This is a genomic window from Methylobacterium sp. UNCCL125, from assembly GCF_900116795.1.
Classification (GTDB): Bacteria; Pseudomonadota; Alphaproteobacteria; order Rhizobiales; family Beijerinckiaceae; genus Methylobacterium; species Methylobacterium fujisawaense.
On record NZ_FPBW01000042.1, the window covers coordinates 1 to 21,489 of the forward strand.

Annotated in this window: 23 protein-coding genes and 1 tRNA gene; 7 read left to right on the forward strand and 17 right to left on the reverse strand. The window is 70.1% G+C overall.

Going from position 1 to position 21,489, the window contains the following annotated elements; all coding sequences use genetic code 11:
- On the reverse strand, positions 1–770 hold a 770-nt coding region (locus BM396_RS28745), incomplete at its 3' end, for an IS110-like element ISMmg2 family transposase (protein WP_091995243.1).
- A gap of 407 nt (positions 771–1,177) precedes the next feature.
- Here BM396_RS28745 and BM396_RS28750 point away from each other — a divergent pair.
- Positions 1,178–1,891: a DUF6065 family protein gene (locus BM396_RS28750; protein ID WP_043352361.1), complete on the forward strand. Its 714-nt coding sequence runs from the start codon at positions 1,178–1,180 to the stop codon at positions 1,889–1,891.
- A gap of 41 nt (positions 1,892–1,932) precedes the next feature.
- On the opposite strand, the gene BM396_RS28755 is transcribed toward BM396_RS28750, so the two are convergent.
- The 7 genes from BM396_RS28755 to BM396_RS28780 all read right to left on the reverse strand — a co-directional run bounded on the left by BM396_RS28755 (position 1,933) and on the right by BM396_RS28780 (position 5,777).
- Positions 1,933–2,325 (reverse strand): hypothetical protein, encoded by a 393-nt coding sequence (locus BM396_RS28755; RefSeq protein WP_043386944.1) that lies wholly within the window; start codon positions 2,323–2,325, stop codon positions 1,933–1,935.
- 337 nt (positions 2,326–2,662) lie between these two features.
- Positions 2,663–3,420 (reverse strand): IS5 family transposase gene (locus tag BM396_RS28760; protein WP_091995247.1). Its coding sequence is split into 2 segments (ribosomal slippage): positions 2,663–3,105 and positions 3,105–3,420, totalling 759 coding nucleotides; the frame shifts between segments, so codons are not numbered across the junction.
- Between the two features lie 70 nt (positions 3,421–3,490).
- The gene (locus BM396_RS28765) at positions 3,491–3,673 is read right to left on the reverse strand and encodes a DUF3606 domain-containing protein (RefSeq protein ID WP_003600567.1); all 183 of its coding nucleotides are present in this window, start codon (positions 3,671–3,673) and stop codon (positions 3,491–3,493) included.
- A gap of 158 nt (positions 3,674–3,831) precedes the next feature.
- On the reverse strand, positions 3,832–4,011 hold the full coding sequence (locus BM396_RS28770; RefSeq protein WP_043352371.1) for a hypothetical protein: 180 nt from the start codon (positions 4,009–4,011) through the stop codon (positions 3,832–3,834).
- Positions 4,008–4,265: a hypothetical protein gene (locus tag BM396_RS32410; RefSeq protein ID WP_053622063.1), complete on the reverse strand. Its 258-nt coding sequence runs from the start codon at positions 4,263–4,265 to the stop codon at positions 4,008–4,010. The genes BM396_RS28770 and BM396_RS32410 overlap by 4 nt, the downstream gene beginning before the upstream one ends.
- A 255-nt stretch (positions 4,266–4,520) precedes the next feature.
- Positions 4,521–4,772, reverse strand: coding sequence for a hypothetical protein (locus tag BM396_RS28775; protein ID WP_043352373.1), 252 nt, complete (start codon positions 4,770–4,772; stop codon positions 4,521–4,523).
- A gap of 129 nt (positions 4,773–4,901) precedes the next feature.
- Positions 4,902–5,777: an ImmA/IrrE family metallo-endopeptidase gene (locus BM396_RS28780; protein WP_244538990.1), complete on the reverse strand. Its 876-nt coding sequence runs from the start codon at positions 5,775–5,777 to the stop codon at positions 4,902–4,904.
- Positions 5,778–6,233: 456 nt separating this feature from the next.
- Between BM396_RS28780 and BM396_RS28785 the strand changes: the two genes are divergently transcribed.
- A complete protein-coding gene (locus tag BM396_RS28785; protein WP_158713298.1) occupies positions 6,234–6,806 on the forward strand; it encodes a DUF1353 domain-containing protein in 573 nt (190 codons plus the stop codon).
- 226 nt (positions 6,807–7,032) lie between these two features.
- On the opposite strand, the gene BM396_RS28790 is transcribed toward BM396_RS28785, so the two are convergent.
- The 7 genes from BM396_RS28790 to BM396_RS28820 all read right to left on the reverse strand — a co-directional run bounded on the left by BM396_RS28790 (position 7,033) and on the right by BM396_RS28820 (position 11,861).
- Positions 7,033–7,124 (reverse strand) — tRNA-Ser (locus BM396_RS28790).
- Positions 7,125–7,136: 12 nt separating this feature from the next.
- Positions 7,137–7,985 (reverse strand): glycosyltransferase family 2 protein, encoded by an 849-nt coding sequence (locus BM396_RS28795; protein ID WP_170867523.1) that lies wholly within the window; start codon positions 7,983–7,985, stop codon positions 7,137–7,139.
- Entirely contained in the window at positions 7,982–9,250 is a 1,269-nt protein-coding gene (lysA, locus tag BM396_RS28800; RefSeq protein WP_043386933.1) for a diaminopimelate decarboxylase, read from the reverse strand. Before lysA ends, BM396_RS28795 begins: the two co-directional genes overlap by 4 nt.
- 165 nt (positions 9,251–9,415) lie before the next feature.
- Positions 9,416–9,760: an LPS translocon maturation chaperone LptM gene (locus BM396_RS28805; protein ID WP_043352391.1), complete on the reverse strand. Its 345-nt coding sequence runs from the start codon at positions 9,758–9,760 to the stop codon at positions 9,416–9,418.
- 169 nt (positions 9,761–9,929) lie between these two features.
- Positions 9,930–10,232, reverse strand: coding sequence for a hypothetical protein (locus tag BM396_RS28810; protein WP_043352393.1), 303 nt, complete (start codon positions 10,230–10,232; stop codon positions 9,930–9,932).
- Positions 10,233–10,376: 144 nt separating this feature from the next.
- Positions 10,377–11,117 carry a hypothetical protein gene (locus BM396_RS28815; protein WP_043386930.1) on the reverse strand — a complete coding sequence of 247 codons (741 nt, stop codon included), beginning with the start codon at positions 11,115–11,117 and terminating at the stop codon, positions 10,377–10,379.
- Positions 11,118–11,228: 111 nt separating this feature from the next.
- A complete protein-coding gene (locus BM396_RS28820) occupies positions 11,229–11,861 on the reverse strand; it encodes a DUF1134 domain-containing protein (protein WP_043386928.1) in 633 nt (210 codons plus the stop codon).
- Positions 11,862–12,044: 183 nt separating this feature from the next.
- Between BM396_RS28820 and BM396_RS28825 the strand changes: the two genes are divergently transcribed.
- Positions 12,045–12,590, forward strand: a complete 546-nt coding sequence (locus tag BM396_RS28825) for a YHS domain-containing (seleno)protein (RefSeq protein ID WP_043386924.1) — start codon at positions 12,045–12,047, stop codon at positions 12,588–12,590.
- Here the strand turns inward: BM396_RS28825 and BM396_RS28830 are convergent.
- Both BM396_RS28830 and BM396_RS28835 read right to left on the reverse strand, forming a co-directional pair.
- Positions 12,571–13,434 (reverse strand): 3'(2'),5'-bisphosphate nucleotidase CysQ family protein, encoded by an 864-nt coding sequence (locus tag BM396_RS28830; protein WP_043386923.1) that lies wholly within the window; start codon positions 13,432–13,434, stop codon positions 12,571–12,573. The genes BM396_RS28825 and BM396_RS28830 overlap by 20 nt on opposite strands.
- A gap of 97 nt (positions 13,435–13,531) precedes the next feature.
- Positions 13,532–16,513, reverse strand: a complete 2,982-nt coding sequence (locus BM396_RS28835) for a bifunctional [glutamine synthetase] adenylyltransferase/[glutamine synthetase]-adenylyl-L-tyrosine phosphorylase (protein WP_043386920.1) — start codon at positions 16,511–16,513, stop codon at positions 13,532–13,534.
- 393 nt (positions 16,514–16,906) lie between these two features.
- Here BM396_RS28835 and BM396_RS28840 point away from each other — a divergent pair, with 393 nt between their 5' ends.
- From BM396_RS28840 to BM396_RS28855, 4 genes are all read left to right on the forward strand, one after another.
- Entirely contained in the window at positions 16,907–17,629 is a 723-nt protein-coding gene (locus tag BM396_RS28840; RefSeq protein ID WP_043352403.1) for a histidine phosphotransferase ChpT, read from the forward strand.
- Positions 17,630–17,732: 103 nt separating this feature from the next.
- Positions 17,733–20,462 (forward strand): hybrid sensor histidine kinase/response regulator, encoded by a 2,730-nt coding sequence (locus tag BM396_RS28845; RefSeq protein ID WP_043352405.1) that lies wholly within the window; start codon positions 17,733–17,735, stop codon positions 20,460–20,462.
- A 64-nt stretch (positions 20,463–20,526) separates the two neighbouring features.
- Positions 20,527–21,045, forward strand: coding sequence for a chemotaxis protein CheW (locus tag BM396_RS28850; RefSeq protein WP_043386919.1), 519 nt, complete (start codon positions 20,527–20,529; stop codon positions 21,043–21,045).
- 11 nt (positions 21,046–21,056) lie between these two features.
- Positions 21,057–21,449: a response regulator gene (locus BM396_RS28855; RefSeq protein ID WP_043352407.1), complete on the forward strand. Its 393-nt coding sequence runs from the start codon at positions 21,057–21,059 to the stop codon at positions 21,447–21,449.
- Positions 21,450–21,489 lie beyond the last annotated feature (40 nt).

The following is a 21,489-nucleotide window of genomic DNA, read 5'->3' on the forward strand; positions in this document are numbered from 1 at the left end:
CTGCAGTTCTGCAGCGGTGTCAGGCCCAACGAGGCCGCGAACTGCCGACCGGAGCGGAAGCGTTCGGGCTCGCTCACCGAGGCGGCCAACGCGGTTGCCGACACGATGCCGACACCCGGGATCGTCGCCAGGCGCTGCGACAGGTCGCTGTCCCGATGCCAGGCGAGCAACTCCTTCTCCAGTCGGGTGAGCTGGATCTGCACGGCACCGATCTGATCGGCCAGCCCGGTCACCACGCGCTGGGCGAGCGGCGGCACCTCGGCCGCGTCTCCGGCCGAGAGCCGGGCCGCCAGTTCGAGCGCGTGCCGCAGGCCCCGCGCCATCTCGATCCCGAACTCGGCGAGCAGGCCGCGGATCATGTTCACCAACTGCGTGCGTTGCTTGACCAGCAGGTCGCGCGTCCGGTGCAGCGCCAGCGCCGCCTGCTGCTCGGTCGACTTCACCGGCACGAAGCGCATGCTCGGGCGCGTGACCGCCTCACAGATTGCAGCGGCATCGTTCGCATCGGTCTTGCCGCGCTTCACATACGGCTTCACGTAAGCCGGCGGCATCAGCCGCACGTCGTGGCCCAGGCTCATGAGCTCCCGGGCCCAGTGATGCGCCGTGCCGCACGCCTCCATGCCGACCAGGCAGCGCGGCAGCTTGGCGAAGAACGGCACGACCTGCGCCCGCCTCAGAGCCTTGCGCACGACGACGTGCCCAGCTGCGTCGACGGCGTGGACCTGGAAGATGCTCTTGGCCAGATCGATGCCGACGGTGGTGATCTCCATGGGGATGGCTCCTGCATGAGCGTGGCTGCTGCTTCGGCAGCGACCACATCTTGGCACCGAGATGCCGTCAGTCGGAGCGGGAGCCATCCACCCCATCTGCTTTTGGACAGTTCGTGCATACAAGCGGGCCTTCCTGGCAGGCTACGCATCGGCGACCTCGAAGCTCTGCGAGCCGCCCGAGACCTGCATCACGACCGGCGTCCGCCCCTGCGTCGGCCGCACCGAACTCCCAGGGCCACTTCCGTTTCGACCCAAGTGCGGGAGCGCGTCTGACATTGAAGGTCTTCAGCGTCGTGGCGGCGCGGTTTGTCGGCAAAGCCAGCGTGCGATCACATGGTGGTGCTTCACGCCGAACCGTACCTCCGATCCCCCTATCTTCATGGGCGACATCGAAGGGACGGTCGAGAATGCGACAGGTGAAAGTCAGGCTGATGGAGTCGGGTCTGCGCCCCCGGCGGACGCGCTTGGAAATCCCCGGTTGGGCGGGCGATCCCGAGCCCCGCACGAACGGTTCGCAGGAATATGCCTGGCACTGCATCCCCTTTTCGGAGGCGGCCAAGGGCGGGATCGAGCTGTTCTACCCCTACGACAGCGAGCTGCGCGTGAGCACTCGGGACGGAAAGCTGGTCTTCGAGGGAGCGTTCGCCGAGCCCGGCGAACCAGGGCCGCAAGGGCCGCCGTTCCGGAGCTTCGGCGACGCCTACTACACCTACCAGATCCTCATCGACCTAAAGGTGGATGAAGGTTGGGCGATCAAGACCGAGACCCACCCTCGCTTCTACACCGACCGGACCGGAACCGTGCCGGTCGCGGTACCGGCCCTGATCCGGCACTGGTGGCCGATGATGTACTTCATGGTGTTCAAGGCCCCGGACGAGGGCCGCACCCACGTGTTCCGGAAAGACGAGCCGTTCATGCAGGTCACCGTCGTCCCGGCCGAGGCCGACTTCGAGCTTGTGCCCATGTCCGAGGAAGAGGCGGCCGAGCGCGAACTCCAATCGCGGCGCATCTACGCCAGCCGCGAGACGCTGGCGGCGGACTCGCAGTGGACCTCGGCGACCCACACCGTCTTCGACGGAACCTACCGGCGCATCCTGGGCGCCGCCAAGAGCCAGCGGTGAGGCCGGACGGGGTGGGAACCAGCCACCCCGCCGCAGCCGGCTCAGTACCCGTACGGCACGTAGTAGCCGTGGTGATGATGGTGATGATGGTGATGGTGGTGGTACCGCCGGTAGTACCGGTGGTGATGATGGTGATGGTGATAGAACGGCGGGTAGAAGCCGTGATGATGGTGATGATGATGATAGTAGTATTGCGCCTGCTGGACCGTGGCCTCGCCCTCGGAGGCTGCCGGTAGCAGTTCGGCTTTCGCCGCGGCCTCGTCCGCCTCCTTGAGGAGCGCAACCGCGTTGGGGATGGGCTTGAGCAGGTCGGCGTAGCTCTCGGCCTGCATGGCCGCAGTCAGCCTGGTCTCGGCGGGCATCGCGGCCTGCGCCGGGTCGGCGGCCGCGAGCAGGGTGACGGCCCCGATCAAGCCAGCGACTGTCTTGTCCATCGACGGAATCCTTCCTTGCACGGCGCGGCCCGCCCCCGAAGAAGCGCGGACGGAAGCGCCGCCGGAAACACCACCCGCCATAAAGCCGTTCCGGCTTGCCCAGCGCTCGGCAATCACTTCTCCGGCATGAGCATCCAAGTGTATGCTGCCACTCGCTATTGCCGACGTAGATCTTTGGTGAAATGAAATTTAGTGGATTTTCTTCGCGTCCTCAGTTGCTGCATCTGGCGCGACTACGGCATTGAGTCGTTGGCGTAACCCAGCGGCGCGTGCATGCCGCTTTTCGAGAAGACGGCGATGACGGGACGCTGGCCGTGGGCCTAGCTCGGTCGTGGACTCATAAAGTCCGCAGCCAGACCCGCAGGGCTGCGAGCTTGACGCTGGCGAGGAAGTTGTCGGGGTCGTTGTCGTAGCGGGTGGCGACGGCGCGGAAGTGCTTGATCTTGCTGAAGAAGCGCTCGACTGAGTGGCGGTACTCGTACGGGAACGGGCTGAACGCCAGGACCTGCTGACGGTTGGGCATCGGCTTCACGTTTGCCCACGCGCCCTGCTCCGCCATCCGGGTGCGTAGCGCGTCCCTGTCGTAGGCCCGGTCACCCAACAGGATCTGAGCTGCACCCAACCCGCCCAGCATGTCGGCCGCCGCGCGTCCGTCATGCACTTGGCCTTCCGTGCTCTTGAGCACCACCGGACGGCCCTCGGCATCCACCAGCGCGTGGATCTTGCTCGTCAGGCCGCCGCGCGAGCGACCCATGCCACCGGATCGGCCGTCTTTTTTGGGGCGCAGGCAGCGTGCTGGTGCACCCGCACGCTGGTGGCGTCGATCATCTGCAGGTCGCCCTCGTAAGCCTCTGACACGGAATCCAGAAGCGGACCCCAGATGCCGCGCTTGCGCCAGCGCCGGAAGCGGTTGCCGCAGGTCGTATGCGGGCCGTAGCGCGCCGGAATGTCGGCCCAGGGCGCGCCCGTGCGCAGCCGCCAGACGATCCCGTCCAGCACCCGCCGGTCATCCACGCGCTCCTTGCCGCGCACGTCCGTCGGCAACAGCGGCTCGATCACCGCCCACTCCGCATCCGTCAGATCAAACCGCGCCATCCACGCCTCTCCTGCTCAGAGGGCTAACGATGGCGCGGCTCAACCGTGCCAGCCATTATGGGTTCGCGACCTAACGCTTCTTGCCCAGCTCGGCCGCGATGTCCTTGGTCATTCGCCCGACTTTGCGATGCGCGGCCGTAAGCTGGTCCTGCGTGACACCCCAGCGCTTCATCCAGAACTCGACAGCCTTGCGTTCCGACAGATCGAGGCGGTCCTTGTCGATGAAGCCACGCTTGTCCTTGAGGCCGGCCATGGGGATCCTGTTGGGTTGAAGACCTGCGGTCTGTGAAGAATCTCACGACGGACTGGCGAAGCATGAGCGCGAGGCGTCGCAAGCTAAGCTCTTCGCATTCGTGAAATCAGAAATAGTAAAAATTTATACGATAACTGCTTGTCAGGCGAACAGAGCGGCTAATCTCCGGGCACTTTCTGCTCGGCTTGATATTTGAGCCACATCGCACGATCAACTTCGGCGCGCTTGATACGGTCGGACTCTTTCTCATGCGTCAGCCACAGGACAACGCCGACCATCGTCGCTAGGACGAGCGGGCCGAGGAAAAGAACAACCATCTGTGCGAGCGTCAGGCTCACGCGCGCAGGGCTCCGAGCAGGCGTCTGGCCACCAGATGTAGTATGCCTGCCAGGAGACTCCAACCAACCAGGAGAGCGCTAGCTGTCAGCGCGCTGGCGGTGCCCGAGAAAATCGCCACTGACGGAGAGATACCGCCGACAGCCACGGAAGCGACTGCGACGCCGTTGACCCACATCGCTGTCAGCTTCGCCCGCTCATTGCGGATCAGCTTGGCGTCGTCGGGGCTCAGTGGCGGGATTTCGGTATCGGCCATGACACGGGGCAGCTCGGAGCAACCGAGGGGTTGAATAGAGGCTCGATCCGTGAGGTTATTTAGAACAAATCAGGAACAAAATCCAGGGTCGATCTCGCCTTATCGCGCGCTTTGGCGCCACCATCCCCAATATACGAGAGCCCGGATTTCGGCGGTCATCGGCAGCGGAGGCGGCCCCGATGATGAGCGTGCCCGCTTCTCGGATGGGGTCGGCAGCGGCTTCTAAGCGCGCAATTTGCGCTCAGATGCCGGTAGCTAGGCCAAGCCCAGCTTCACGTGCGCCTCGGCGGGCGTCATCTGCCGAATGGCTTCCTCGGAAAAGCCAAGCTCACGAAGCGCCGCCCGCTGCCGGTTCGTGATCATCAGCGACAAGGCAGGAGACGTTTCAGGCGCGGTGCCCGTAGTGTTCAGCTCGGTGTCCTCGGCGCGGCCGACACGGTCGAGGAACGTTTCCTTTGCCGCAGCCTGATCCAGGCTCAGCCGAAGGTCGTCATCAGTTCCCGCCATTCCCGGCCCTCATTGCTGCTCTGCCGGCCTAAGGTGTGCGTCGGATCAGCAAGGGGACGACGGTACAGCCCGCTCTGACGAAGCAGCAGGCTGTGGCCGTCAGGGCTGTTCCGTGAGGGCGGATCTCGCCTACCGTCGCCCCGAGTGGAAGCGGTGACGCCAGCCCTCATTGAGCCTGCGCTCCTCAGCGCTCTCCTCCGGGACAGCGTCCAGACGCAGCAGGATCATCGCAAAGCCGTTCTTCTGAAGGTAAACCTGCTCATAGAGGTCCGGAGCGTGGAGGTCGCGCTTCACATCGATCCAAAGATCGGCACTGCACGCGACGGTGTCGCTCGCGATATTCGGCTGGTTCGGACTGCTGTGATAGAGCGAGCCTGTCGGAACCGGATTGCCGGCCGCGTGGATGATGGTCGGAAAGGAGAGGCTACGGTAGCATCGCTGCACCCGGCCTTTGCCCGCCACGACGATGGCAATCCGCTCAGGATGGTACTGCACGTAGGCCCGAGCCGCCGCCTCCTTTCTGACCGCGAAGTCGCGCGCGAGCACAAGAACGTGTTGCAGATCGGGCTCGCGAAAGGCCGCCATGGCTCCCCGCAGGAGGTGCGGAGGCATCAGTATGAGAGTGGCGAAGCGGTTGGCCTCCACCTCCCTGCGCTGCCGCTGATCGCCCTCCTTCGCTGTGACGCAGAGCAGGTCAGAATTCTTGCACAGGAACCGGCCGGGCTGATCCGGGACGTGGTGCGCCATGAGGAAGTGGCCGAGTTCGTGCGCGATGGTGAAGCGGCGACGCGGTTCGCCCACGCGCTTGGCGAGGATGGTGCCATCAGACCGCTTCGCGTCGGTAACGAGGCCGCCCTCGAACTCGTCGATGTCGATGTCTTCGATCCGGCGGATGCCGAGTCGCGCGCAGAGCTCTTGGATCGGCACCGGCACCGGAAGGTTCGGCTCGGCCTGTAGGATGCGTTTGACGAGCGCCTCCGGCGAGCCCGCGTCCACGAGATCCATCCTGCTGACCGACATCCGCGCAGCCCCTTTCCGCCCCTGAGCCGATCCATCGGGCCGCCCCGCGCCCGCGATCCAAAGATCGGACTGTGGAGAGTTTGTGCGGGCGGTAACTCAACTGCGCCATCGCGAGCGAGGGCCATACTGACGCGGCTCGGCGGCCCCGAGATCCCAACGGCATCAGTGAGGCTGAGATTGATCCTCGGCACCGATGTGCGCGACCGCCAACTCAATCAACGCCACCTCCTGGGTCGGTTCATCACCGGTCATAGAATGCTTGCTCGCTAAGGCTGAATGCGAGCGCGTGCCCTATCTGAGGGATGCGTCCCCACGCTCGTTATGGTCAAGCTTGCGACAAACGGGGGATGAGCAGTGACCGAAGGGCCAAGTACCAGAGCCCCCGAGCGGGCTCGCCAATCCGATCTCGCGCGCTTCCTTCTCCGCAGCGTGGCAGTCAGCTTGAGCGCGGCTGTGCTGGCGGCCTGCGCGACTCTTGCCCAACCGGGGCCGGGCGGACGGCTGAAGGGTAAGCTCATCGTGGAATGGAAGGGTGAGAACCGGTTCGCCTACCTCCCGGACCCGAAGGACCCGCTCACCTTCGTGACGACCGACAACCGAGCCATCATCCCGCAGCCAATGTACACCGATGGCGGCTCGATCCCGCCTATCCTCCAACCCATCCCTGGCTTCTCACCCTGGGGGTATGGGCCGGCCTACATCGTTCACGACTGGCTGTTCGAGCAGCACCGCTGCGGCTATCCCGGCGCGGACCAGATCAGCTTCGACGACTCTGCGCGCATTCTGGGCGAGGTCATCGACACGCTGATGCGCGAGGGCATGGTTCCGCAGAATCCGGAGGCTCGCGGGCTGATCGAGGCAGGGGTGCGGACACCCTTCGCGCGCCGGTTGTGGGACGCACCTCCAAGCGGGACAAACTGTCAGACGCCGGCCGTGGCGAGCCTGCGCCGGGCCACTCCCGAGGGGCCGACCGTTGTCCAGATCGACTTCTCACGCCCGCGACGGTTCCGCTAGGCTCTGAACCGGATCAGCGTGGCCGCCACGTGCCGGCTCTCGAACCTCCTGCACGCCACATCCCCCTACCGAGGTGGGGCATCAGCCCTGCCGCGCGCGCGGCCACGGTCCTTCAACATCCGAAATAGGCCGGTACAAGCCGATGCGAAATATGGGGCGCAACGTGGGCCGACAACTTCAGCCCTTCCGATTTCGAAAATTAAAACAGCAACTTAAGCCACATAAGTGGCGGAGACGGAGGGATTCGAACCCTCGATACCCATTTCTGGGTATGCTCATTTAGCAAACGAGTGCCTTCAGCCGCTCGGCCACGTCTCCGGCGCTCTGGCTCTAGAAGGTCGGATCCGGCGGGTCAACCCGATCCTGGCGGGCGGCGGCCACGCGGCGGCGCTCGACATGCTTCGCGACGCGCAGATGCCGCGAGATCGCGTAGTTCATCGCCGTCAGGAAGCCGTAGGTGCCGCGCACGAAGTGGCGGCGCCCGAGATAGGCCTTCAGGAAGTTGCCCGGCAGTTCCACGAACACCCGCCAGGTCGGGATCACCACGCCCCGCGTCTCCAAGTCCTCCGCCTGCTGGTCGGAGTAGCGATTCAGCTTGTCGAGCTGGTCGCCGAGCGAGCGCACCGAGAAATGATGGATCACGCCCCTGAGCCGCCCCGGCATGACGCCGGGTTCCAGCGCCACCCGGTCGTGCACCGGCGAGGCAGCGTAACGGCCCCGGTCCTTCCTGTAGAGCCGGACCGGCGTCAGGGTATAGGCGAGCGGGTGCGGGCGGCCCTCGCCGGGAAAGATCTCCGCGATGCCGATCCGCCACGCCGGCCGGCGCGGCTCGCCCGCGGCCCAGAGGGCCCGGATCTCCCGGCCGAGATCCTCCGGCACCACCTCGTCGGCGTCGAGGTTCAGGAGCCAGACATGCCGGCACTGCTCCTCGGCGAACCGCTTCTGCGGGCCGTAGCCCGGCCAGGGATTGTGAATCACCCGCGCGCCGAGCGCGGCCGCCAGCGCCTGCGTGCCGTCGGTGGAGCCCGAATCGACCACCACGAGATCGTCGGTCAGGCCCCGCACCGCCCGGATCGTCGCGCCGATCCGGTCCACCTCGTTGTGGGCGATGATGAAGACCGACAGCGGCAGCCGCCGGTCGGCCGCGGCGGCCGACGGGGACGCGGGCGCGCCGCTCACGCCAGCCAGTCCGGCACCCGGTCGAGGGCGATCAGCGCGTCGACGTCGAGGCGCGGTCGCACCACGGCCGCCCGGTCCCCCCGCACCAGAACCTCCGGCACCAGGGGCCGCGTGTTGTAGGTGCAGGACTGCACCGCCCCGTAGGCGCCGGCGCTCATCACGGCGATCAGGTCGCCCGCCGCCACCGCCGGCATGTCACGGTTGAGAGCGAGATAGTCGCCGCTCTCGCAGACCGGACCCACCACGTCGGCGACGAGGCGCGGCGTCCCGGAACTTGGCTCGAGGACCGGCCGCAGGGCGTGATAGGCCTCGTACAGGGTCGGGCGGATCAGGTCGTTCATCGCCGCGTCGACGATCACGAAGGTGCGCCCCTCGCTGTGCTTCACGTAGAGCACCCGCGTCACCAGGATCCCGGCATTGCCGACGATCATCCGGCCGATCTCGAAGACCGGCCGCAGGCCGAGCGGGGCGAAATGCGGCCGCAGGGTCGCCGCCAGGGCGGCCGGATCCGGCGGCGGCGCGTTGTCGTCGCGATAGGGGATCCCGAGACCGCCGCCGAAATCGATGTGGCGCAGGGGATGGCCGGCCGCCATGAGCGTCCGGGCGAGGTCCGCCAGCAGCCGGGCCGCGTCGGCGAAGGGCGCCAGATCGGTGATCTGGCTGCCGATATGCATGTCGACGCCGTGCACCGCGATCCCCGGCAGGGCGGCGGCAGTGGCGTAGACCGCCGGCGCCCGGGTGATCGGGATGCCGAACTTGTTCTCGTACTTGCCGGTGGAGATCTTGGCGTGCGTGCCGGCATCCACGTCGGGGTTCACCCGGATCGAGACCGGGGCCTTGAGGCCGAGGCCCACGGCCACGTCGGACAGGACCGCGAGTTCCGGCTCGCTCTCGACATTGAAGCAGAAGATGCCGGCCTTGAGCGCGGCCTCCATCTCGGCGCGGGTCTTGCCGACGCCGGAGAACACGATCTTGCCGGGATCCACCCCGGCCGCCAGCGCCCGCTGCAGCTCGCCCCCCGAGACGATGTCCATCCCGGCGCCCTGGGAAGCGAGGGTGCGCAGGACGGCCTGGTTCGAATTCGCCTTCATGGCGAAGCAGACCAGCGCGTCGTCGGCCGCGAAGGCCTCCGCGAAGACGCGGTAATGCCGCTCGAGGGTGGCGGTGCTGTAGCAGTAGAACGGCGTCCCGACCTCCGCGGCGAGGCCGGTCAGGTCGACCGCCTCGGCGTGCAGGCGGCCGTCGCGATAGTGGAAATGGTGCATCTCGGCCGTGTCTCGTCTGCGCGCCGGAGCGCGGCCTGTTTCCCGTGAAACACCCCGCCGCAGGCCGACGCGGGCGCACGCCGACGACCGGATCCGACCGGGTCACCGGGCGCGGAGCACCACGACGGCCTGCCGGCGGCGTGGCGCCGTGCCGGCCTCAGCCCTCTACAGCAGCGGATCCAGAATGAAAGGCTCCTTCGGCACGCGGTAGCCCCGCCGCGCGCCGCGGCTGGTCTCCACCGGCGCATCGGTGCCGCCCGGCGGCACTGCCGCCACGGAGAGTTCGTCGCCGGCGCGCACCGAGGCCGCATCCGGCTCCGGGGCGCCCCCGCCGAGGCCGACGGAGACCGGCAGCGTCCGCCGCCCGGTCGCCGCGCCCCCGCTCGCCGGCGCGGCGGCCGGGGCCGCCGTCTGCGGCGGTTCCAGGGCACCACGCCGCCCGCAGGCGGAGACCGCCAGGGCCACGAGGCCGGACACGGCGAGGAGTTTCAGGGCGGGTTTCGACAACATCGCGCGAGGGTCCGGCGGGCTCGGCACCGGCACGCGATGGCCGGCGGGAGCGCTACCTTAGCCGTTGCCGAGCCCCGGCGCGAGCGCGCCCCCGCCACAGGCCGGGCTCGGTCCTCGGCCGATGGCCCGCTCGGGGGACTTTCGGCCGAGGATTGTCAGCGGAGAGGCGTCAGCCCCGCCGCTCCTTGCCGCCCTGCGAGCCCTGCCGGTTCTTGGCGGGGGCGTTCTGCTGCTGCTCGGCCTCGTAGGCGTCGATCGCCCGGCGGCAGTTCTCGCTCAGCTTCTTCCAGTTCTTCTGAAAGCAGGCGTCGGTGGCCGGATCGTCGGGGGCCAGATTGCCGCAGTAGGTCAGGTAATCGCCGGTGCAGTACTTCTTCAGGGTCTCGTTGCCGCGCTTCGTCTGCTGCGCCGCCGCCGGCAGCGTCAGGACAACGGACGCCGCGACGGCGAGGGCGATCGGCTTCAGGCGCATGGGTATCCGTACCATCTGTCGAAGTTGTGAATGCGTGACGCGTCGACGTTGCGATGATGCCTTTGCGTGGTCGAAACAAGGCAGTCGTCGCAGGTTTTCGGTCCGGTTCTGGTGGTAGAGGCCCCGTTTCGGAGGCGGATCCGCTCAAACCCGTTCGTGCTGCGGCATCGGCGCGGCGGCGCGGGGCATCCGGCCCGGGCCCGTGAGGGCGTCGGCGACCTCGACGATTCGCCGGCGCAGATCGGCGTTCTCCCGCTCGATCCCGGCTTGCCGATCCGGTTGCCGGTCCGGCTGCCGGTCGCCGGAGCGGTCGTTCTGCCGGTCGGCCAGGGTCAGGGCCAGAGCCTCCTCGGCCGCCTTCAGGCTGGCGCGCAGATCGTCGCGCTCGGCCACCAGCGCGGCGGCGTCCGGTGCCGGGGCCGTGCCCTGCCGGAGCGTCAGGAGGCTGTCGAGCAGGTCGGCATGGGCGTCCTCGAGGGCCTGGAGCGTCGCGAGGCTCGCGGTGCCGTCCTCGCGGGCGATCGCCAGTTCGGCCTCGAGCTCCCGGGTCTTGGCCTGGACCTGGGCGATTTCGGCATCGCGGGCCGCGACATCGCGCGCCAGGGCGGCGACCCGCATCGTCCCGGCTCCGATCGCCGCCATGTCGGCCTGCCGCCGCGCCTCGACCGTCTCGACCCGGCGCTCCAGGCGGCGCTGCTGGACGGCGAACTGCGCGCGCAGGAAGTCGCGCTCCGCCGCGATCTCGGCCGGCGAGAGGGGCAGGCGCGCCTCGGCCCGGCGTCGCTCCAGGCGCGCGGCACGCGCATTGAGGGCCGGCAGCAGCAGCAGGCCGCACAGGCTCGCCGCCAGGAAGCCCAGCGCGAAGATCATCACCGTTTCGATCACGAGGGTGCAGTCCGCGCATCCGGCCGGAAGACCCGACCCAAGTCCACTCTAGCCCAGGTTGGCCGCGGGGGTGAAATCCTGCGGCACCGGTCAATCAGAACGGATTCCTGATCAGAACGGGTTCCAGGTCGGCTCACGGGTGAACTTCAAATAACCGACATTGATCCCGAGGCGCGCGCCCACGCCGCTGCGGATCGGCACGACGATGGTCCGGTCGTTGACCACCGCGGTCATCCCGAAGCCGCCCACGAGGTAGGCTGAGCCGTCGACGCCGGCGAAGCGGCGATACAGGTTGCGCACGTTCGGCAGGTTGTAGACCAGCATCATGGTGCGCGCGCCGTCGCCGCCGACGTCGAAGCCGAGGGACGGGCCCTGCCAGTAGATGCGCCGCTGCCCGGCATTGCGGGTGTAGAGGGTGCCCTCGCCGTAGCGGACGCCCGCCACCAGGGCGCCGCCGCCCTCCTGTCCGAGGATATAGCCGTTGGGCTCGCCCCAGCGCCGGCCCGCCTCCTCGACGGTGAGCGCGAGGCCGCGCGACACGGTGCCGAAGAACCGGTGGCCGGATTCCACGATCTCGCCGGGGCGGAAGGTCTCGGGCGTGTCGAGGTCCTCGCCGGCAGCCCGGGCCGGCTCCGCGGCGGCGAGGCCGGCGAGAGAGGCGCCGAAGGGCGCGCCGAGAGCCAGGCCGAGGCCCGCCCGCAGCAGGGTGCGGCGGTCGGTGCCGCGATCGTCTCGTGCCATCATCGTTGTCTCCTCGCCCGGTTCGATTAACGGTTCGTGCGATGGACCTGGGCCGCTCTCGTCCCGCCGGGCCGGCAGCGGCCGCGCCTGCGCCCCGGATCGGCCGGGGCGCCGCCATCCATCCGGGCCGTGCGTCCCGCGAACCCGGGCGGATGAGTCGGACCAGCTTCTGAGGGAATTCGCAAGATGTGGTTAACGCGTCCTGACCCCGCGGCCGCGGCGATCATCCCGGGGGCGGCGCTGACGATCACGCTGGCCCTCGCGCTGACGGCCACGCTGGACCCTCTGCCGGGGGGCGGCCCCCGCCGCGCCGCGGCCGAAGAGGGCCTGCCGTCCCAGACGCGGATCGCGCTGCTGACGCTCAACGGCTTCGACCCCGTCAGCTACTTCCTGGAGGGCGGGCCGCAGGCCGGGGCGGCCCGGTTCGAACTGTCCTGGGACGGCCGGGTCTGGCGCTTCGCCAGCGGCGCCAACCGCGAGGCCTTCCGGGACGATCCGCCGGTCTACGCCCCGCGCCTCGGGGGCTACGACGCTGCCGGAATCCTCGAGGGCCGGCTGGTGGATGCCGATCCCCTGGTCTTCGCGGTGATCGGCGAGCGCCTCTACCTGTTCCGGAATGCCGAGCGCCGCGCCCGGTTCCTGGCCGAGCCCGACCTGGTCCGGCAGGCGGAGGCGGCGTGGCCGGCCCTGCGTGCCCTGCAGGACGTCCCGCCTATGGATGCGCCGCGCTGAGCGGCCCCGTCGGCCTGCTGGTCGGCAGGGCGAGGCGCGGGGCCAGGGCGGGATCGCCCAGGGCCGCGAAGGGCCCGTTGCGATGATCGGGCCCGTGCTGCCCGTAGCGGATCGGGCCACCGCCGGGCACCACCACGCAGCCCCCCGCCGCCGCGACGATGTGATCGCCCGCGGCCGTATCCCATTCCATGGTCGGGCCGCAGCGCACGTAGATGTCCGCCTCGCCGGCGGCGATCAGCCCGAACTTGAGGGCGGATCCGACCTGGCGCGTCTCCAGGACGGGCAGCGCCGCGAGGCAGGCGGCGGTTTCGGGATCGCCGTGCCGCCGGCTGCCCAGGGCGACGAGGCCGGCCTCCGGCGCCGGTCGCGTGTGGACCGGCCGCCCGGCCCCTGGCCGGCCGGCGACCACCGCGCCCTCGACGGTCGCTGCGCCCGCCCACCAGACCCGGCCGAGCCCCGGGGCCGCCAGGGCGGCGGCCACCGGGCGGGCGCCGGACACCAGCGCGATGTTGACCGAGTAGTCCGGCGTCCCGGCGAGGAAGTCGCGGGTGCCGTCCAGGGGATCGACGAGGAAGAAGAGGTCGGCCGGCCGTGTCGCGTCGGTCTGGGCACGCTCCTCGGCCACGACCGCGATCCCCGGGAAGCGTCCGGCGAGGGCCTCGACGATCAGGTCCTCGGCCTCGGTGTCGGCGGCGCTCGACGGTGAGCCGTCCGGCTTCAGGGCGTGGGGGCAGGGGGCCCGATGGTAGCGGCGCAGGATCTCGCCCGCCGCGCAGGCGATCTCGGCGAGCGCCGCGGCGATCCGCTCACGCTCCGGTTCCGAGATCGTCGTCGCGCTCGTCATGGTCCCTCCGGAGGCGACCCTGAATGCCCGAGCCCGCCGGCAATGTCGACCGTGTCTCCCGGGTGTGCGGCCGGCCTGTCGGGCCGGGACGGCCCCGTCAGCCGTGCTCCGGCGGGACATCCGCGGCGCCCGGCATCCGCAAAGTCCGCCGGATCCGCGCCAGCAGGGCCTGGCTCCGGCGCCGGTGGCGGCGCAGCTCCGCCGCGAGGCTGCGGGCGTCCGGAAGGCCCACGGCCTTGGCGATCTGCCGGGCCGCGGTCTCGGAGGGCTCCGCGGCGGGATCGGTCATCACGAGCCGCTGCCACTGATAGACGGCGTCGAGGAACCCGTAGGTCTCGGCGAGGGCCTCGCCCGTTGCCGCGGGCAGGAGGCCGCGCGCCGCCGCCTCCCGGAACAGCGCCTCCGCGCCGAGGCCGATGCAGCCGGGCCAGTCGCGGGCCCGGCTCAGCACGAGGGCCTGGGCCAGGAAGTCGAGGTCGAACAGCGCGCCCGGTGCGAGCTTCAGGTCGAAGGGGCCGGCATGGCCCCGCTCCCGGGCGACCAGGGCCCGCATCGCGCCCGCCTCGGCGCAGACGGCGGCGGTTTCGCGCGGTTGCCGGAGCACCCGGGCGATCGCGGCCGTGACGTCGGCCGCCAGGGTGGCGTCGCCGGCCACGACCCGGGCGCGGGCGAGCGCCATGTGCTCCCAGAGTTCCGCCTCGCCGCCGTGATAGGCCGCGAAGCCGCTGAGCTGCACGGCGGGCGGGCTGTGGCTGCCGTAGGGCCGCAGCCGCAGGTCGACCGCGTAGAGCCGCCCCCGCCGCGTGGCCGTGGTGAGCGCCGCGAACACGCGTTGCGCCAGCCGGTTGTAGGCCACCACGGCATCGAGGGGGCGCCGGCCGTCGCTGGTGCGATTCTCCGGGTCGAAATCGTAGAGGAAGACGAGGTCGAGGTCGGATTCCGCGCTGAGCTGCCGGGATCCGAGGCGGCCCAGCGCCAGGATGCAGCAGCGTCCCTTGGGCAGCGTGCCGTGGTCCAGGGCGAACCGGCGCTCCTCCGCCTCCAGGCTCAGCGCCACCGTCGCGTCGGCGATCGCCGCGTAGGCCTCCCCGGCCTGGCGCGGCGTGAGGATGCCCGACAGGAGGCGGGCGCCGGTGACGAAGGTCATCTGCCGCGTGGCGTCCCGGCAGCGGTCGAGGCTCTCCTCGTGGCTCGCCGGCTGTCCCAGGAGCGCCCGGTACTGCGCGCGGACCTGATCGGGATCGGTGGTCGGCGTCACGAAATCCGCGTCGAGCACGGTGTCGAGGACGTGCGGGCTCAGGCCCACCGTGTCGGCGAGGCGGGGTGCCGTCCCCAGGATGTCGGCGAACAGGAGGCGCAGGCGCTCGTGCGAGCGCAGGATGGCGAGGAGTTCCGCCACCGCGGGCATCCGCGCGAAGGCCCGGTCGAGGGCGAGGAGCGCCGCGTCCGGATCGGCGGTTCCGCCGAGCGCCCGCAGCAGCGCCGGGAGCACCTCGGCGAGGATCTCCCGGGCCCGGCCGGTCCGCAGGGCCGGGCGGCGCCCGAGATGCCAGCCCTGCACGGTCTCCCAGGCCAGGGGCGGATCCCGGAACCCGAAGGCGCCGAGCCGCGCCAGGGTCGCGGGCTCCGGCTCGCTCGCGCCGAAGACCAGGGGGGGCCCGTCCCCGCCCGCCTCCGGCCCGGCCTCGAACAGCAGGGCGTAATGCGCCTGGACCCGGCCGGCGTGGTGGAGCAGCGCCGCCTCGAAGGCCGCCAGGTCGGAAAAGCCCGCGAACAGCGCCAGCGCGGTCAGCGCCTCGGTCCCGGTGGGCAGGCGCTGGGTCTGCTCGTCCCGGATCATCTGGATCCGGTGCTCCAGGGTGCGCAGGAACGTGTAGGCCGCACGCAGCTCGTCCCGGGCCTGCCCGTCGATCCAGCCCTGCGCGACGAGTTCGGCCAGCATCGCGACCGTACGACGCCCCCGCAGGGCGGGCTTGCGGCCGCCGAAGACGAGCTGCTGGGTCTGAACGAAGAACTCGATCTCCCGGATGCCGCCGCGGCCGATCTTGATGTCGTGGCCGCCGACCGCGATGGTCTCGTGTCCGCGGACCATGTGGATCTGCCGCTTCAGCGCGTGGATCTCGGCGATGGCCGGGAAGTCGAAGTGCCGGCGCCAGATGAACGGCGCCAGTTCCGCGAGGAACGCTTCGCCGGCCGGGATGTCGCCGGCGATCGGTCGGGCCTTGATGAAGGCCGCGCGCTCCCAGTTCTGGCCGAGCGTCTGGTAGTAGTCGAAGGCGAAGCCGGTGGAGAGCGCCACCGCGGTGGAGCCCGGGTCCGGCCGCAGCCGGTAGTCGATGCGGTGGACGTAGCCGTCCGCGGTCCGGTCGGCCAGGAGCTTCACCAGCCCCTGCGCCAGCTTGACGAAGAAGGGCTTCGGATCGCCGCCGGTGGCCGCGGCGGCGGAGCCGGCCTCGTAGAAGACGACGAGGTCGATGTCGCTCGAATAGTTCAGCTCGCAGCCGCCGAGCTTGCCCAGGCCGAGGACGATCAGGCCCGACCCGTCCTGCGGCGCCTCCGGATCCGCGGGCCGGAACCGCCCGGCCGCCATCCCCTGCCGGAGCAGCGCCTCGACCGCCCCGCTCACCGAGGCGTCCGCGAAGGCCGACAGGGCCTGGGTCACCGCGTCGAGATCCCAGCAACCGCCGAGATCGGCCAGCGCGACCAGGAGGGCATGTTCCTCCCGGTTGGCGCGCAGCCGCCGGCCGACCTCGGCGAGGTCGGGGTTCGCCCCGCAGGACGCGCCGACCGCGCGCTGCCGGGCGATGATGTCCCGGCTGGCCGCGTCCGGCGCCTGTTCCAGCAGGGCGACGAGCCGGTCCGGCGACCGGGTGGCCGCCCGCCAGAGGAAGGGCGAATGGTCCGCGAGGCCGAGGAGCAGGTCCCGGCACGGCGGCGTCAGGAAACCGGCCGGAAGGGCCGGCGCGATCTCGGCGAGCCGGGCCTGCGCGGCGTCCGGATCGGCGAGGCCGAGCCGGGGGCTCAGGCTCGCGCGCAGCGTCGTGGCCGATCCGTTCCGGAGACCGGTCTCGTCTCTCATGCCGCATCCTCCCTGGCGCGACGGGGCGGGCATCGTAACCGACCGGGCCGCCCGTGTCCGGCCCCGCGCGCGCAGGGACGCGCGGATCCTGGGCTGGGCGGGTCCTGGGCTGGGCGGATCCTGGGCTATGCGGATCCGGAATCGGGGGCCGCCCCGCCCTCCGTCCGATCCGGTAACGCTTTTCAAAGCTGACCGTGGCGTCTATCCGTGCGGACCGGTCGTCGCCCCCGGTCCGACCTGCAGGCCGTGCGGGACCCCCTCGGGCGACTCGATCGCCCCAGGGGCGGCCGAGGACTGGGCGCCCGGGAGCCGGGCGGCCGGAACCCGGCAGCCTCGATCGGGGCCCCGACCCGCAGACGTCCGCACCTCAGATCCGCCCGCCCGGAGCGCACCATGTCCTCCCCGACCTCGCCCACCCTGCATCTCGACGGCCTCGACCTCGCCGCCCTGCTCTGCTCCCGCGTCTGCCACGACGTGATCAGCCCCGTCGGCGCGATCGTGAACGGGCTCGAGGTCCTGGAGGACGACCAGGACGAATCGATGCGGACCTTCGCCCTGGAGCTGATCGGCAAGAGCGCCCGGCAGGCCTCGGCGCGGCTGAAATTCGCCCGCATCGCCTTCGGGGCCGCGGGCTCGGCCGGCGCCTCGATCGACCTCGCCGACGCCGAGGGCGTGGCCAAGGGCATGTTCTCCGACGAGAAGACCAAGCTGACCTGGAGCGCCCCCCAGGCCCTCTTCCCGAAGAACAAGGTCAAGCTCCTCCTCAACCTCGTGATGGTCGCCACCTCGGCGATTCCCCGGGGCGGCGTGATCGACGTCGTCGTCTCCGGCGATGCCGAGGCGCCCACGCTGGTGCTCAAGGCCAAGGGCTCGCATGCCCGCATCCCACCCCACGTGGAGGAGCTGATGGCCGGCCGCCCCGAGAGCGGCACCGTCGACGCGCACGGCATCCTGCCGTTCTACGCGGGCCTCGTGGCGCGGGCCGCCGCCATGGATGTGCGATTCGCCATCGAGGGTGATGAAGTGACTATCACCGCCACGCCCGCCGCGAGCCCCGCAGTGATCGGAGCGCCCGAAGACCCCGACGGCGAGGCTTCGGACACGGCCCTGGCGTGAAATTCTGAAAAACCGAGACGCGGGGCCGGGATGGAAACGCTTCCCTAACCCCGCGCGAGTAAGTAGGTTGCGCGAGACCTTCTCCGCGTAACGAGTAGCGCCTATGGACGACCTGCTTCGCGAGTTTTTGACCGAGAGCGGGGAGCATCTCGACACGGTTGATGCAGAACTTGTTCGATTCGAGCAGGATCCGAACAACGAGACTATTCTGCGAAACATCTTCCGTCTCGTGCACACGATTAAGGGAACCTGCGGATTCCTCGGCCTTCCGCGGCTCGAAGCCCTGGCGCATGCTGCGGAAACCCTGATGGGCCGCTTCCGCGACGGGCTGCCCGCCACGTCGGATTCCGTCACCCTGATCCTGCTGACGCTGGACCGGCTCAAGGCGATCCTGGCCGATCTGGAAGCCACCGGCACCGAGCCCTCGGGCTCGGATGACGACCTCATCTCCGCCCTGGAGCGCATGGCCGAGGGCGCGCCCGAGCCGCAGGCCGTCGCCCCGCCGCCGCCCGAGCCGGTGCTGCCCGATCCGGTGGTCCGCGAGCTGAAGCCCGGCGAGGTCACCCTTGACGAGCTGGAAGCCGCCTTCCTGTCGGCCCCGGGTCCCGACGAATCGGATTTCCTCCCGCCGCCGGCCCCCCTTGCCGCCGCGCCGGCCCCGACGCCCGCGGCCCCCGCGGCGAGCGCGCCGCCGAAGGCCGAGGCCAGGGTCGAGCCGGTCGAGGCCGAGAAGCCCGAGCCGGCCCGCGCCGAGAAGGCCGAGGGCGCCGAGGGTGAGACGACCGCCGCCGCCAAGAATCAGACGATCCGGGTGAACGTCGACACGCTCGAGCACCTGATGACCATGGTCTCTGAGCTGGTGCTGACCCGCAACCAGCTCCTGGAGATCGCCCGCCGCCACGAGGATTCGAGCTACAAGGTCCCGCTGCAGCGCCTGTCGCACGTCACCGCCGAGCTGCAGGAAGGCGTCATGAAGACGCGCATGCAGCCGATCGGCAACGCGTGGCAGAAGCTGCCGCGCGTGGTGCGCGACCTCTCGGCGGAACTCGGCAAGCAGATCGACCTCGTGATGGTCGGCAACGAGACCGAGCTCGACCGGCAGGTCCTTGAGGTCATCAAGGACCCGCTGACCCACATGGTCCGCAACTCGGCCGATCACGGCCTCGAATCGACCGCCGAGCGCGTGGCGGCGGGCAAGCCCGCCCGCGGCACGATCCGGCTCGCCGCCTACCACGAGGGCGGCACGATCACGATCGAGATCGCCGACGACGGCAAGGGCCTGAACCTCGCGGCGATCCGGCAGAAGGCGGTGCAGCGCGGCCTCGCCTCCCAGGCCGATGTCGAGCGGATGACCGACGCCCAGGTCGCCAAGTTCATCTTCCACGCCGGCTTCTCGACGGCGGCGGCGGTGACCTCGGTCTCGGGCCGCGGCGTCGGCATGGACGTGGTCAAGACCAACATCGAGACCATCGGCGGCCTGATCGACATCGCCACGACGGCGGGGCGCGGCACGACCTTCACCATCAAGATCCCGCTGACGCTGGCCATCGTCGCCGCGCTGATCGTGCGGGCCGGCGAGCACCGCTTCGCCCTGCCGCAGGTGGCGGTGCTGGAGCTGGTGCGGGTCGATGCCGGGGCGCAGCGGGTCGAGCACATCAACGGCGCGCCGGTGCTGCGCCTGCGCGAGCGGCTCCTGCCGATCGTCTCGCTCACCGGCCTGCTCGGCCAGTCGAGCCCGGGCGGGGAGGCGGAGCAGGCCGGCTTCGTGGTGGTCGCCCAGGTCGGGCGCGAGCGCTTCGGCATCCTCGTCGACGAGGTCTTCCACACGGAGGAGATCGTCGTGAAGCCGATGTCGGTGAAGCTGCGGCACATCCCGATGTTTGCCGGTAACACGATCCTCGGCGACGGCGCCGTGGTGCTGATCGTCGATCCCAACGGCGTGGCCCGCCAGGTGGCGCAGGGCGTCCAGGGCAGCGGCGGCCACATCGACGCCGACGCCGACGAGGCGGTGGAGATGGCCGACACCAAGACCACGCTCTTGGTGTTCAAGGGCGGCCAGGGCAGCTTCAAGGCGGTGCCGCTGTCGCTGGTCACCCGCCTCGAGGAGATCGAGTGCGCCAAGGTCGAGTGGCTCGGCGGCCGCGCGCTGATCCAGTATCGCGGGCGCCTGATGCCCCTGGTCCCGGCCGACGCGGCGATCACCATCAAGTCGGAGGGGACGCAGGCCCTGGTGGTGTTCTCCGACGGCGAGCGCGCCATGGGCCTCGTGGTCGACGAGATCGTCGACATCGTCGAGGAGCGCCTCGACATCGAGATCGCGGCCGACCGGTCGGACCTGATCGGCTCGGCGGTGCTGCGGGGCCGGGCGACCGACATCATCAACATCGCCCACTTCCTGCCGCTGGCCTACGACGACTGGGCGCGCGGCCTGAAGCGGCCCGAGCAGATCTCCACGATCCTGTTGGTCGACGACTCGGCCTTCTTCCGCGACATGCTGAGCCCGGTGCTGAAGGCGGCGGGCTACCAGGTGGTCACCGCGGCGAGCGCGGACGCGGCGCTGGCGGCCCTCCAGGCCGATCCGCAGATCGAGGTCGTGGTCACCGATCTGGAGATGCCGGGCCGCAGCGGCTTCGACCTCGTCGCCGCCATGCGCCGGGCTGAGCCGCGCCTCGCCGGGCTCCCGGTGATCGGCCTCAGCGGCGCGATCGGCGCCGATGCGGTTGAGCGCGCCCGGGCCCTGGCGATCAGCGACCTCGTGGCGAAGTTCGACCGCAGCGGCCTGATCTCGGCGCTGGCCGAGATCGGCGCCGCCACGGTGTCGAAAGCCGCCTGAGCCTGCACGCCGCCCGCCCCAAAACGATCGAGACGATCGAGACGATCGAATCCGGAGAGTTCCGATGCAGGCTGCCAACGCCAACACCAGCGGCGCCACCACCAACGGCGTCGAGACCGGCGCCACCGACGACTTCGTCACGGTCTATGTCGGCGAGACGCTGTTCGGTCTGGCGATCGAGCGGGTGCACGACGTCTTCGTCCCCTCGGGCGTGACGCCGGTTCCCCTGGCGCCGGCCGAGATCGTCGGCCTCCTGAACCTGCGCGGCCGCGTGGTGACGGCCATGAGCCTGCGCCGGCGGCTGGGCCTGCCCGACGCGGAGGCCCAGGCGGACGGCACCAAGGCCAGCCCGAAGATGGCGATCGGCCTGGAGCAGGCCGGCGAGACCTTCGCGCTGGTGGTCGACGGCGTCGGCGAGGTGCTGAAGCTCGGGGCCGACAGCCGCGAGGCGGTGCCGATCAACCTGGATCCGCGCTTCCGCGATCTCGCCACCTGCGTCCATCGCCTCGACGGGCGGCTCCTGGTGATCCTCGACGTGGACGCGCTCCTCGGCTTCACGCCCGCCGGCGCCAAGGCGGCTTGAGGGAGAGGTCGATGAAGGCGCCCCACGAGACCACCTGCCTGGTGGTGGACGATTCCGCGGTGATCCGGAAGGTCGCCCGGCGGATCATCGAGGATCTCGGCATGAACGTGAGCGAGGCCGAGGATGGCAGCGCCGCCCTCGAAGCCTGTGCCGCCAGCATGCCGGACGCGATCCTGCTCGACTGGAACATGCCGAACATGGACGGCTACGCCTTCCTCCAGGCCCTGCGCCAGAGCGAGGGCGGGGGCGTGCCGAAGGTCCTGTTCTGCACCACCGAGAACGATGTCGGGGCGATCGCCCGCGCCCTCCGGGCGGGGGCCGACGAATACATCATGAAGCCCTTCGACCGCGACATCCTGACGGCCAAGCTCGAACAGGTCGGTCTCGTCGCCGACGCGGCCTGACCGCACGATTCGGCTCCGACGCCCCTGCACCCGCGACCTG